Origin of the sequence: Paraburkholderia sp. GAS448 (assembly GCF_050435685.1) — a bacterium.
Classification (GTDB): Bacteria; Pseudomonadota; Gammaproteobacteria; order Burkholderiales; family Burkholderiaceae; genus Paraburkholderia.
This window is the reverse complement of the sequence record NZ_JBNDKT010000001.1, coordinates 18086-31273: the sequence shown is the minus strand read 5'-3', so window position 1 is coordinate 31273 and position 13188 is coordinate 18086. Positions and strand designations below refer to the sequence as shown.

10 protein-coding genes and 2 pseudogenes are annotated in these 13188 nt (G+C 60.2%); 7 read left to right on the top strand and 5 right to left on the bottom strand.

What is annotated here, in order from left to right; all coding sequences use genetic code 11:
• Positions 1–602 precede the first annotated feature (602 nt).
• Positions 603–1346 carry a FadR/GntR family transcriptional regulator gene (locus P3T23_RS00155; protein ID WP_429314189.1) on the bottom strand — a complete coding sequence of 248 codons (744 nt, stop codon included), beginning with the start codon at positions 1344–1346 and terminating at the stop codon, positions 603–605.
• Positions 1347–1642: 296 nt separating this feature from the next.
• Here P3T23_RS00155 and P3T23_RS00150 point away from each other — a divergent pair, with 296 nt between their 5' ends.
• The 7 genes and pseudogenes from P3T23_RS00150 to P3T23_RS00120 all read left to right on the top strand — a co-directional run.
• Positions 1643–2818, top strand: a complete 1176-nt coding sequence (locus P3T23_RS00150) for a porin (RefSeq protein WP_429314188.1) — start codon at positions 1643–1645, stop codon at positions 2816–2818.
• 2 nt (positions 2819–2820) lie between these two features.
• Entirely contained in the window at positions 2821–4467 is a 1647-nt protein-coding gene (locus P3T23_RS00145) for an FAD-dependent oxidoreductase (RefSeq protein ID WP_429314187.1), read from the top strand.
• A gap of 55 nt (positions 4468–4522) precedes the next feature.
• Entirely contained in the window at positions 4523–5809 is a 1287-nt protein-coding gene (locus tag P3T23_RS00140; RefSeq protein ID WP_429314186.1) for an MFS transporter, read from the top strand.
• Positions 5810–6883 carry a cupin domain-containing protein gene (locus P3T23_RS00135; RefSeq protein ID WP_429314185.1) on the top strand — a complete coding sequence of 358 codons (1074 nt, stop codon included), beginning with the start codon at positions 5810–5812 and terminating at the stop codon, positions 6881–6883. It abuts the gene before it with no gap.
• Positions 6884–6890: 7 nt separating this feature from the next.
• The gene (locus P3T23_RS00130) at positions 6891–7778 is read left to right on the top strand and encodes a fumarylacetoacetate hydrolase family protein (RefSeq protein WP_429314184.1); all 888 of its coding nucleotides are present in this window, start codon (positions 6891–6893) and stop codon (positions 7776–7778) included.
• Positions 7779–7919: 141 nt separating this feature from the next.
• Positions 7920–8030: pseudogene (locus P3T23_RS00125) on the top strand (SET domain-containing protein-lysine N-methyltransferase); the annotation flags it as partial.
• Between the two features lie 95 nt (positions 8031–8125).
• Positions 8126–8593 (top strand): annotated as a pseudogene (locus P3T23_RS00120) (IS6 family transposase); the annotation flags it as partial.
• A gap of 823 nt (positions 8594–9416) precedes the next feature.
• Here the strand turns inward: P3T23_RS00120 and P3T23_RS00115 are convergent.
• From P3T23_RS00115 to P3T23_RS00100, 4 genes are all read right to left on the bottom strand, one after another.
• A complete protein-coding gene (locus P3T23_RS00115; RefSeq protein WP_429314183.1) occupies positions 9417–9713 on the bottom strand; it encodes a hypothetical protein in 297 nt (98 codons plus the stop codon).
• A 14-nt stretch (positions 9714–9727) separates the two neighbouring features.
• On the bottom strand, positions 9728–10195 hold the full coding sequence (locus tag P3T23_RS00110; protein WP_429314812.1) for an HNH endonuclease: 468 nt from the start codon (positions 10193–10195) through the stop codon (positions 9728–9730).
• 340 nt (positions 10196–10535) lie between these two features.
• Entirely contained in the window at positions 10536–11981 is a 1446-nt protein-coding gene (locus tag P3T23_RS00105) for an IS1182 family transposase (protein WP_429314182.1), read from the bottom strand.
• A 324-nt stretch (positions 11982–12305) separates the two neighbouring features.
• Positions 12306–13025 carry a DUF1161 domain-containing protein gene (locus P3T23_RS00100; protein WP_429314181.1) on the bottom strand — a complete coding sequence of 240 codons (720 nt, stop codon included), beginning with the start codon at positions 13023–13025 and terminating at the stop codon, positions 12306–12308.
• Positions 13026–13188: the final 163 nt, after the last annotated feature.

The window sequence follows — 13188 nt, the reverse complement described above, 5'->3', positions numbered from 1 at the left end:
GGCGCAAACCTGCCGTCGACTTCGACGCGCGTGGCGAGATAGTCGTGAAAGATGCGTTTAGGGTGACAGCAGCATTTCCGCGTAGGGGTGGGAGCGAGGGATCAGATGTGTGCAGCTTGCACAGTAGGGGTTCATGTCCAATGACGATCTGGTCCAACCGGATGATCTGTCAGCGGCAGATCGGTAAACGGCGCCACTCACCTCTCATTCACTGCCGGAGTCCGGCCGGAGCCCCATATCGCGCGAGCGGTTTAGTCCCTTTGGGCGAAACCCGCCGTTACCGGAACGATATGTTGTAGGACCGGTATGGGTCAGACCGGCCACTAAGCGTCATTCGCCCGCCGCGTCTTTCGGACACTCAGGCGACGGCCGCGCCCAGCAAACGGCCATTCGACTGCCGGACACTCTCTGATCAACCGCGCGACCGGTCGGCAGCATCCATTGTGTGATGATATGAACTATCTCGCGACCACAGCGGCGTAGTCAATGACCAAGCTTGCCTTGGTTGGGCGAGCATACCGAGGAGGTGGTGAAGACACTGCAGACATGATCATACAAACAGGAGGCCGACGCCGGTTCGCACCGGTCTTGCTGAACGCGCCTCACCCTTTACTGTCACTGCCCTTCGTCCCCTGCGCGTGACTTAGAAAATCATCCTGAAGATGCTGATCGAGCCGCTTGAGATGCATCCGCATTTCGGCCGCAGCGGCGTCCGCGTTGCGCGCGCGCAGGTGACGCAGGACGTTGCGGCGGGTGGCAATTACGTCAGTGCGGGGCGTTGCACTGACTCTGAGCAGTAACGCACGGGTCAGCTCCGAGAGCGACTCGAGCAGCATTACCATGACCTGATTGTGGGTCGCCTGCGCGAGGACGCCGTAGAACTCCACGATGTAGGCGTCGCGCCGGCTGAAGTCGCCGCGCAGCGTGAGATCTTCGGTGCGGTCGATGTTCTGCTCGATGGCGTCGAAATCCGCCTCGGTGGCGCGCTCGCACGCGAGTCGGATCACCTGCTCGGTGAGAATCAGCCTCGCCTCCATCACGCTCGACGATGGAATCTTGCCCAGCATCACCATATCGCTCACCGCTTGCGTCACGGCGTGCGAATCGCGTTCTCGAATGAAAGCGCCTCCCCCCATCCCTTGCTGGCACTGTACCAGTCCTGCGTTTTCCAGACTGCGCATCGCCTCGCGAATCGCGGTGCGACTCACGCCCAACTGTTCGGCGAAGTCGCGCTCCGGGGGCAGGCGATCACCGGGCCGCAACACACCGAGCGCCACCTGCTCACGAATCTGCTCGCACACCTCCTCGAAGGCACGCTTCGTCTTGATCGCCCGATAGGTCGGCAACGTCTGGGCGTCGTCAGTCGTGTTGGCGGGGACCAGTTGGCGTCTTGCGTTCATGTGGATTCTCAACGATTAAAGGCTATAAGGTGTGACCATATACCACACTGATGGGGCGTCGTCTATTCGTAATTGTCGGCGGTATAAGGTATAACCTTATGAGCTATTATTCGTCCATCGACCGGTTTGACCGGTTCGAGAGGAGGGCCGCCAAATGCGGAGCACGGTTTGGCATGACGACAGGCGCCCAGAAAGAGACGGCCGACGCGTGCATGCGCCGGACCCATAGTGGGGAGACATAGGTGAAAAAGACATTCCTGTTTGCCGGGTTAATGGGGGCGGCGTCCCTCGTTCACGCGCAGTCGAGCGTGACGCTTTATGGCATCGTGGATGCCACGTTCGCGTACGTGAGCAGCGAGGCGAAGTCGGTCGCTACCAAGGGCTCGCGGGTGTTCCAGTTGAGCAACGGCGCGCAGGCATCCAGCCGTTGGGGGATCAAAGTCCAGGAGGACCTTGGCGGCGGGCTGAAGGCCATCGCGACCCTGGAGAACGGCTTTAGCGCGACGACCGGCTCGGCCTTGCAGGGCGGACGCCTGTTCGGCCGGCAGGCATTTGTCGGACTGGACAGTCCGGCCTACGGCCAACTGACCGTTGGCCGCCAGTACGAATTCGGCTTCCAGTTCGTCGGGGACATCACCGCAGCCCGAACCTTCGGCACGCAGTGGGGCGCGCACGTTGGCGACGCCGATAACCTCTACAGCACCTGGCGCTTCAACAACTCGGTCAAGTACGTCTCGCCGAACTATGCCGGCCTGACGCTTGGCGCGATCTACGGCTTCGCGAACCAGGCAAATACGGGCGGCGGCACCGGTTTCGGCAACAATCGCAGCTTCGCGCTGGGCGCACGCTACGAGCACGGGCCGGTCACGGCAGCACTGGCCTATACCGGGCTGGACACCCCATCGGCCGGTATCAGTGGCAACAACACCGGTGGCGCCGTGACTGACGCCGTGCCCAACACGGGCATTTTCTATCTCGCCTACGTGACGAAGCAGACCATCGTCAACAGCGGACTTCGCTACCGCTTCGGCGAGTTCGCGGTCGGTGGCGTCTACAGTCACGTCCGGCTCGACTATCTCGATCACACCAGCCTGCATCTCGACAACTACGAGCTTAACGGCACGTGGAGCCCGACGCCGGCACTGCTGCTCGGCATAGCCTACATCTACACCGACGGCAAGGCCAATGGCGGCAGCAGCATCCTGAACTTTGCCAGTGGCAACAAGCCTGCCTGGAACCAGTTCGAGGCAGGTGCGGTGTACTCGCTTTCCAAACGCACGAGCGTCTATGCGGCGGCCATTTACCAGAAGGCCAGCCGCGATGCGACCGAAGCCTCCCTCAACCTGGTGGGCGGACCCGCCGGTATCGGCACGAGCAAGCAGGTCGCCGTTCTCACCGGTCTCAAACACTTCTTCTGATCATGAAAAACGTAACAGTACTGATTGTCGGTGCCGGCCCCATTGGGTTGGCCCTCGCGGGCGATCTCGGCGAGCACGGCGTATCTTCGCTGTTGATCGAGCGCACCGACGGCGCGATCACCCAGGCCAAGATGGATATGGTGGGCATTCGCACCATGGAATATTGCCGCCGCTGGGGCATCGTGCCTTGGGTGCACGCGGCGGGCTATAACCGCGACTACCCGCAGGATTGTGCGTGGGTCACGAGCTTGACCGGTCACGAACTGGGCCGTGAGCCCTTTGCCCCGGTACGCGACGAAGCCAGGCCGCCACAGAGCCCGGAAAAGCGCGAGCGTTGCCCGCAGAACTTCTTCGACCCCGTACTGCGACGCTTTGCCGAGCGCTCGGGACACGCCGAGCTGCGCTACCGCACGCAGTTGATAAGCCTCGAGGAGCGCGAGGGTGCTGTGCTGGCTCGCGTCGCCAATGTCGATACCGGGGAAGAGGAGACGATCGAGTGCCGCTATCTCGTCGGCACGGACGGCGGGGCGAGCACGGTGCGCAAGTCGGTCGGCATTCCGATGATCGGCCCGGACGCGCTGACCTACACGACCAACGTCATCTTCCGCTGCGACGGGCTCGAAGTGCTGCACGACAAGAAGCCGGCGTACCGCTACATCTTCATCGGCAAGCAGGGCACATGGGCTACGCTCGTCGCGATCAACGGCCGGGACCAATGGCGCTTCTCGCTCATCGGCGATGCGAGCAAGCGGCAGTACACCGAGCCGGAATTGCGCGAAGCCATCGTGCAGGCCGTCGGCATCCCGTTCGACTTCGAGATCCTGTCGGTACTGCCGTGGGTGCGTCGTCAACTGGTCGCCGAACGCTATTCGACCCGTCGCGTCTTTATCGCTGGCGATGCGGCGCACTTGACTTCCCCGACCGGTGGCTTCGGCATGAACACCGGTATCCAGGATGCCGTCAACCTGTCGTGGAAGCTCGCGGCAACGCTTCAGGGGTGGGGAGGCGAGCACCTGCTGGCCACGTACGATCATGAGCAACGGCCCATTGGCGTGCGCAACGTCACGGAATCGACCGGTAATCTGAAACGCATGCTTGCGCCGCGTGTGAAAGAGCCGCCAGCCGAGCTTTTCGACGATTCGGAGGCCGGCGATCGCGCGCGCAAGGCATTCGGCGATGCGTACACCGATGCGATGAAGCGCGAGTGGTTCAGCATCGGCATTCACTTGGGTTATGTCTACGAAGGCTCGCCGATTGTCGTACCGGATGGCACGTCGTGCCCCGAAGATACGGTTTCCACTTACACGCAGACTGCGCGGCCCGGCTCACGCGCACCGCATGCCTGGTTGGGTGAGGGGCAATCGACGCTCGATCTGTTCGGCAAGACCTTCGTGCTGCTGCGTTTCGGCGCGCAGGCACCGTCCGGACAAGGGCTGATCGAGGCGGCCGGACGCGCCGGCGTGCCGTTGACGATGCACCTCATCGAGAACGACGAGGCTGCCCGGCTCTACGAGACGGCATTGGTACTTGTGCGTCCCGACGGGCAAGTATGCTGGCGCGGTAACGTCGAGCCTGCTGAGGCGAGCGAAATCATCGACGTCGTGCGTGGCGCTCACGCAGCAGTGGGTGGCGAGCGTGAGGCAGCGTAACGCGAGCGGCGCAAGGAATTCGAATTGAACGTCCACCAAAGACGCGGAGACAGACATGCAGCGGGAAATATTGAGCGAGATGGACACGCGGGCCCCTGCCGCGCGTTCGCTCAAGGCACGTGCGCGGGGCGTCGTGATCGGGGCAGGACTGAACCTGTTTCTCGGGACGGGGCAGGTCCTGCTGTTCAGCTTCGGTGTTTTCGTCAAACCGATTATCGAGAGTACCGGCTGGTCGCGGGCTGACGTCAGCGCCGCCGTCCTGTGGGGGCAATTGCTGGTGGCGCTTGCGTCGCCGTTGACGGGGCTCGCGGTCGACCGCTTCGGCGCACGGCGGGTTGCGCGTTTCGCCGGGCCGTCGCTGGGTGTAGGCGTGATGCTGGTCGGCCTGATGTCCAACAGCGCACAGAGCTTCGTGTTCTTCTTCGCACTGGCCTTCCTGTTCGGGGCTGCGCAGGTGCCGGTGCCCTATGTCAAGGCCGTTGCCAATTGGTACGACAAGCGTCTCGGACTGGCGCTCGGTTCGGCCATGATTCTCAGCGGCGTCGGCGTCGCGTTGTTCCCGCCCTTATCGGCCGCATTGATCGACGCCTTCGGATGGCGTAATGCCTACGTCGCGCTGGCCGTGATCGTCTGGGCCGTGAGCATTCCGTCGGTGGCGTTGCTGCTGCACGAGCCTCCCAAGGCAGTCGCGGCAGCCAGTGAGGGTAGTCGCGTCGTCCCGGGCGCTGGCAAGAACGAGGTGGCTGGCATGCGCTTGCGCCAGGCCGTCCGTACGCGGCCGTTCTGGCTGATCGCCATCGGCTTCTACTTGATCTCGATTGTCGTGGGGGCGGGCACGCACGTGCTGCCGATCATCCTGTCCGACTATGGACTCAAGACGCAACAGGGTTCATTCGTCATGACGATCGTCGGCGTCGCGATGATGGTCGCCCGGTTCGGCTTCGGCGCATTGCTCGACCGCTTCCGCGCGCCACGCCTGACGGGACTGGTGTTCTTCGGTGCCGCCGTCGGCTTCATCTGCCTTGCCGCCGGAATCTCCGCGATCACCGTGCCGGTGGCGGCCGTGCTGATCGGCATTGCCCTCGGTGCCGAGGTCGATGCGCTCGCTTACCTCGCCTCGCGGACCTTCGGACGGCGGCATCTGGGCTCGGTCTACGGCGCCCTGATGTTCTGTTTCAGCTTCGGACTGGGCTGCGGACCAGCGTTGTTCGGGCAGATCCACAAGCATACCGGTAGTTACCAGGACGCGTTCGTCATGGCCGCCGCCCTGGCGGTCGTGGCGACCTTGCTGGTGCTCGCCGTCAAGGATGCCGATCTCGATGGCGCGGCGGGAGGTGCCTGAATGAACAGAACACACGATATGCATGACGCGCAGGCGCGACGCGCACTGCAAGCGGATCTCGCCAAGTTCAACTATCGCGTTCACCAGCCGGACGATCCGCCGCTATTCACGCGAGCACCGGTGTCGGACATGCAGACCGTGCTCTGGCGTGGCGACGACATGCAGGCACTGCTCGCGCGACTGGGCGCCGAAATCAGCCTCGAGCCCGGCGGCCAGCGCCGCACGCTGCGTCTTCACAACCCGGGTCTGCCGTTCGGCACCACGCCGACGTTCTGGGCTTCGGTGCAGGTCATCCTGCCGGGCGAGGTCGCTACCGCGCATCGTCATACGGCCAATGCGTTTCGTTTCATCATGAAGGGCGGCGGCGCGACGACCACCGTCGACGGCGAGCGCTACACGATGAACGAAGGCGATCTGGTGCTGACACCGGGCATGATGTGGCATGACCACGAGTATCAAGGTGATGAGCCGATGGTCTGGCTGGACGTGCTCGATATCTCGCTGATGCGAAGCATGCATGCGACGTTCTTCGAGCCGGGTAGCGCCGCACAGCAAGCGGTCGACCGAATCCCCGACCGTTCTGCGCGCGCGTTCGGCAGCGGCCTGATGAGTCCGCCCGGCGCGCCGCGCCCCTATCCGCACAACCCGCTGCTCGCCTATCCGCAGGCGATGGCACGGGGCGCGCTACAGCAGGCGGCGGGGCTGGATCCAGACCCGTTCGACGACGTCGTTCTGGAGTACCGCGACCCGACCAATGGCGGTCCCGCGATGCGCACCATGGGCATGCAGTTGCAGACGCTCCGCCCGGGCTTTCACGGACTGGCGCGCCGGCATACAGGTAGCAAGCTCTACTACGTCGTGCAAGGCGAGGGCGCCACCATCGTGGCCGGCCGGCGCTATGACTGGCGTGCCGGCGATTTCCTTGCGATTCGTCCGTGGGACTGGCACGAGCACCTGAACGGGTCGGCATTGGAGGATGCCGTGCTGTTCCAGGTCAACGATGCGCCCGCCATGCGCGCGCTCGGCTTCTACTACGACGAATCGCATCCTTCTGGCCAACAACAAACCGCTTGATATCAACATGAAAATTGCATCGTTCAACGACTTCCGGGTGGGCATCGTCGACGGCTCCACGCTGTATGACATGACCGACGCGCTGCCGCGCTTTCTCGACATCATGCCGCGCCAGCGCGTCAACTTCCTGATCGCCCGATGGGACGAGTTCGGCCCGATATTGGCAGACTATCGGAAGACCGGGACGCAGATCGCACTCGACGCGGTCCGTTTGCGTTCGCCCAATCCTGCACCACAGCATGTGTTCGCCGCGCCCGCAAACTACCGCAAGCATATTGGCGAACTGGGGGAACGGTCGGTCACGACAGGTGGGCGCAGTGCGCGCGAACAGGGGTTCTTCCTCAAGGCGCCGGGCTCGCTCACCGGCGCCGGCGAGCCGATCGTGTTGCCGCGGGGTTCGGCGCGCCGCTTCGACCACGAGTCCGAACTGGCGGTCATCATCGGGCGAGAGGTGCGTAACGTGCATCGCAACGACGCGATGTCCTATGTGTTCGGGTACTCCTGTCTGATCGATGTGACGATGCGCATCGAGAAGGGCGTCGGCGAGGAGGAGCGTTCGATGCGCAAGTCGTTCGAGAGTTTTACACCCATGGGGCCGTATCTGGTAACGGCAGACGAGATTGCGCGGCCGGACGCGTTGCGCAATCGCCTCTGGGTCAACGACGAGATCCGGCATCAGGCCAACACCAGCGAAATGATCGTCGGCATAGCAGAGTTGATCGAGCTGGTGTCGTCCGTGCTGACGCTTCAGCCGGGTGATGTCATCGCCAGCGGCACGCCCGAAGGTGTCGGCCCGATCCAGCCTGGCGATGCCTTGCGCATCGAACTCGAAACGGTCGGCAGCATGTCCTTGCAGGTCAAGGAATGCGACGCGCGGGCACCGCGTCCGTTCTGACGTTGCCGGTATTGGCGCGACGAGCCACCGACGTGGAGCTGAATGCCGGGCTGAGTGATCGCGCAAGCGCGTGGACTCATCGCTGTCGATGCGAAATCAGGCAGCTTCTATGCTGCCGCGCATGTCAATCGAGGGAACACCATGAGGCGCATGATTGTCCGGCGATCGCCAGTTCACGGCAGGGGCGCGTTCGCAATGAAACCGCTCGCCGCGGGTGAGCGCGTGCTCAAGTACAAGGGTGAAATTACGTCATGACGCAATGCCGTGCGCCGTCACCAGCGCGAAGGCGTCGAAGGGCTTTGTCACATTATCGAGGTGTCGCTTAGAATCCTTGAGATGAAAATTTCAAACCGCTCTATCACGGACATCGCTTTTCAGCGGCGGTCATCAGTTGCGCCGTTCGCTGGTACTTTCGGTTTCAGTTGAGCTTGCGAGACATTGACGAGTTGCTGTTCGAGCGCGGCATCGTGGTGAGTTATGAAACCGTGCGCCGCTGGTGCGATAAATTCGGGACTGCGTTTGCGCATCGGGTCAAGGCTGTCCGGCGAAAACCGGGCAATACATGGCATCTCGATGAGTTGTTCGTGACGCTGCGCGGTGAACCTTATGTGCTGTGGCGGGCCGTCGACGAGCACGGCACCGAACTCGATGTCCTGCTGCAGACGCGGCGCGACACGGCCGCCGCCAAACAATTCTTCAGGCGCGTGCTTCGTTCGTGCCCGGTGCCGCGCAAGATCGTCACCGACCAGCTACGCAATTATCCAGCCGCGAAGGAAAGCTCGGTTCGTCACACTACCGCGACGCGATCAAATAACGTGACAAAGCCGTATTAGCTGATACTCGACGGTCAGCCAATATCAGTGGGACTAGAGCGACGCGTGTCGTCGCGTGCTCAAAGCCGCAAACGTCCAAGCGTTTGGGTCGAGATATTCGTAGCCCGCGGGTGCATGTTCCGCTTGCACTGGCAGCAAGCTGCCAGTGCAACCAGTATCAGCGAAGGCGGAACGGACTATCTTCGCAAGGTACTCACGAACGCTCTGTGCCGATCCACCGACGCCGGTGACATACCCCATGGCGCACTGCTGTTTGGGTGTATCGCTGCCCCCGGATGTTTCGGCTGTCGCGGCCGTGCTTGCGGTCGCGATGACCGCCGCGAGTGTCAATGCAAGGAGGTATCTCATGGCGCAAATCACGGTTGTCGGATCGAGGTGCTGGATTGTAATCGCATCTTGTCCAAGGGGTCTGAAAGCGAAGAACGGCTGGTCCACCCCGGAACCTGCCGGATGCCCTATGGAAGTATCTCGGCCGTTGCCGACGTTGGTGCGGGTCGGCTTCTACGTCAACAATGTGGCGGATTGCTGAGTGTGGCGACATCGAGCAGTCGAATGGCAGCTTCCTGCATCAGCGAGCTCACACTCCCGACCCTAAACGGTCCTTCAGAATTGCCAAAAGCGGTCGTTTCGACATGCTTGGCTAGCCTCGCGAGTGGTCCGTCGTCCGCACAACCACCCGTGCACCATTCTTATCCGTCAATGGAATCCGAAGTCGAACGCAAGCGACCATATCATTTTGCAATGATGGTGGAGTGCGCTACGGACTGACCTAACCGGGCCGCGCCAGCAATGACGCGCGCTGGGATCATGGAGTCGTCACCGGGCCAAGGACGACCAGTAAAGGACACGCCCCGCACGATGCGAACAGGGCTACGCGCACAACGAGCATACCCTGCTCAACGTGATAGGACAGTCTGTGTAACTGTTGCAACCGTATATCGCTCCAGTCAGACGCAGACCCGACAAAGTTGTAGGTATCATCGCGCCGGCCTGCAAGGAGGTCTCGAATCTCGGAGCCATCAAACCCGCCGAACTCAAGTTCACCGATTGCATAGCAATAGCCAATTTTTGCGATGCTGAGCGCGAAGGCAGTGTGATCCATGATCACCCGTGTGCCTACTGACCGGCGCTCAACAGAAAGTTTGACACCGAGATTGAGGATCTGTATGCGCAAAGTAGAAAGGCCTGAGCCCTGATTGGGGCCGACGAGCTTGCCCGGTATGGGTAGCACAAGCCATTCAAACTTCGGGGGGTACTGCGATAGTTCACATCGATATCGAACGTTGTATCCGCGATCGAGCTTGCATTGAGCGAGATGGGTGGGAGCTTCTTCGGTGGTTTGCTCTTTTTTCGTCTTCGTTTCAGTTCCAGTAGCAAACGTGGAACCAGAAAGTTTGTGTTTAATGCCTTTTGCTCGTAACGCTGACTTGCTCCACCGTTACACGTCTTACACGCGCCTTTTTCAAGAATGTAGCGGCCACTCAGTGCTAGCGGTATCACATGTTCGTCAGTCAGATCGTCAAGCTCAAACTCGTTCAGGCAATAGGCGCAACGCTCGGTGCTCGGATACGTCTTAGAGGGCATTTCAGTCGACGGCTTCATTGGGCGCTCCGGCATTAACTAGACCATTAGAAATGGGCATTAGGCATCACAGCGCCGACACCAGATGCGGCGCTCGAAGACGTGAGGGACGCGTAACAAAAATGAATCGGCAACCTGGCTTCTTCCAGGACGAACCGGCTCATCTTTCTATCTCGATTGTGGGCGATTTGTACTCTGGTGTCGAATGGCCGAAACTGGCCGAGGGCGTGTGGAAACTGCTTTTTGATGGCTGCAAGCGAGTTCGCCAGCCCGATCAATCGATTTTGGCAGATCGGGCGCGCGCTAGCGTAACGTATCAAGCGCAAAAAAGCCCCTCGGGGCCTTAGGTTTCAGCTCTTCTCATCGCCTTTATTGTCCCGGCAACCCCAAGTATTTTCATGACGCGCTTCAGGTTGTACGCCAATACTTGGAGACTCATTTCGGTGCTCACCCGTCCGAGCGTCCGGGTCAAGAAGTGTGTCGCACCCATCCAGTGCTTGAGGGTGCCGAATACATGCTCAACGGTGCTTCTTCGGATGGTCATTGCATCAGGCTTGCGGTCGAGTCGACGCTGCATGGCTTCGAGTACATGTTCGTGCTCCCATCGTCGGATGCGGCGATAGTCGCTGGGCGAACATCGATCCTTGAGATGGCAACGCGGGCATGCGCTGGGCCAGTACACGTTCAGATTCATGCCATTCTCAACGGTCTTGAATCGAAGAATTGCGCGCTCGCCGGCGGGGCATCGATACTCATCGTTCCTGGCAACGTAGATGAAGTCGCGTTTGGTAAAGAGCCCTTTCTTCCTCGACGCTGAGGTGAGTGGTTTCGGGACATACGTGGTGATCCCGGCCAGTTCACACGCGCGGATGTCCGGACCACTGAAGTAGCCGCGGTCAGCCAGCACCTTCAGCTTCAGCTTGCCCATCGCGCTCTTCGCCGACAGAGCCATCCTGCTGAGTTGGCCGTGGTCCCCTCCAATATTCGTCACCTCGTGTTCGACAATCAGATGATGCTTCGTATCCACGGCAGTCTGGACGTTGTAGCCGACGGTGCCGGTTCTCTTGCCACCGCTGGTCATGGACCGGGAATCCGGATCAGTAAGCGACAACTGTTTGTCCGGTTCCTTCTTCAGTTGCTCCCTGATCTGCTCGAGCTCACGCATCCGCTGACGTAAGAGCGCGATCTTCTCGTACAGGCGAACGGTCTTCACATCGAAGCCTGTCGGGCTGATCCGGTCTGCGGTTTCAATCATGTCGAGATATCGCTGAACGCTTTCCTCGATCTGCTGCTGACGCTTGTCGATCTTGCCTGCCGTGTAGTTCCTGTCACGGCTGTTCACAGCCTTGAACTTGCTGCCGTCGATTGCCACCATGTCGCCGGATAGCAGCTTCAGTCCGCGACATAGTTCGACGAAACGACGGCACACGTTGCGAATAGCCGGCCCGTTGTCGCGGCGAAAGTCGGCGATCGTCTTGAAGTCTGGCGCCAGACGTCCTGTCAGCCACATCAACTCCACATTGCGTTGGCATTCACGCTCAAGACGCCTGCTAGACGGCACCCGGTTCAAATACCCGTAGATATAGATCTTGAGCATTACGCCCGGATGATAGGACGGGCGGCCTGTGAGCGCCGGCGTGGTACCGTTGAAGCCGAGTTCCGCAAGGTTCAGTTCGTCGGCGAAGGCATCTATCACCCTTACTGGGTTATCCTGTCCGATGTAGTCATCGACGCATTCGGGAAGTAGTGCGACCTGTTTGCGGTCATCGCCTTCAACGAATCGCTTCATGAGTCACCCGGTCTCAATGCGTTGATTCAGTTTAGGCGATAAATGCGTTTTCACACGCCCTCGGCCGAGTGCTGCCTGACACCGCTGGCTTAACGCGCCCGAGTGTTGGCTCCGATCCCCTTGCGCGTCTGTTCACCCGGCGGACTGGGAATTGGTGCTGCAGCACATCGGAACGCGCGCAGCGTGGGTATCGCTACGCTGGCGCTCGCGGAATTCTCGCCTATCGCGCGCGCAATATTGGAAGAAGCGGAGTCGGATTAGGCGACCAAAGGTTCGACACTTTTTTCAAAGGTAGCGGCAACACCCGACGTCAAGATTGGCGCCTTATCTAGCGCAACCTTCGAACTCTTCCAACTCCACTGCTCTTCCATTCCCTACGCCGAACTCATCGACCTTATTACGGCCATCGAATATGAAGTAAAGTGTATTCGTCGATTTCGTGTTCGTAATGTAGATAAGCGGAAAACTCCCATAATAAGTCTTTGCTAGCCTGATTCTCGAGTCATAAAACGCCGACCGAACCTCCTGCATTCGACTTCCGATTTTCACTCCGCGAATGACACTATCTGGACCGGCGAAAATACGCGCCAATTTTCCAGCCTGGAATAGAAACTCGGGTTTGTCTGGATTATTCGGCAGGTGTGCAAAAAAGCAATCGCCTGAGGCATTATGTTCGAGCTTCAAGCCCGCTGCGGCATTTGCCGAGTCGAGCGACATTCCGAGCTGAATATTTCCGAGTCCGCTCCATGTAAGCGCCGATTTAGTGGGCGGGCTAGACGTGGCTATGGGTACGCTAGTCGGTGCCGCACGATCCGATGCGAGAGCGGCATATGTAATTATCTTGGTGCCGCCGTCGCAATGACCAACAATCGTCATGCCGTCCGAATCCCCATTTGTACGGACTTCGAGCCTGTAGCGGATCCCCTTAGAATCCAGGTCTGCCGCGATGCGAGTCTTGAGCGTTTCACACGAGAGCGAATCGGCTTGAACTTGCTGATGCGCAAGGCAGAAAAGTGCGCAGAAACATATATAAATGTGTTTCATATTTTGCCTTTCGTGAACTACCACCTTAGTCAACGATTGCAGCACTTATTGCGAAGCTGGTTTAGACAATTGATAACTCCTTTGCGAGCTCCATTGATGCACGAGCCAACTCAAGCCGCTCCGGCCGATCGCAGCTCGCTCCGTTGACCGTCAAACTCGACAA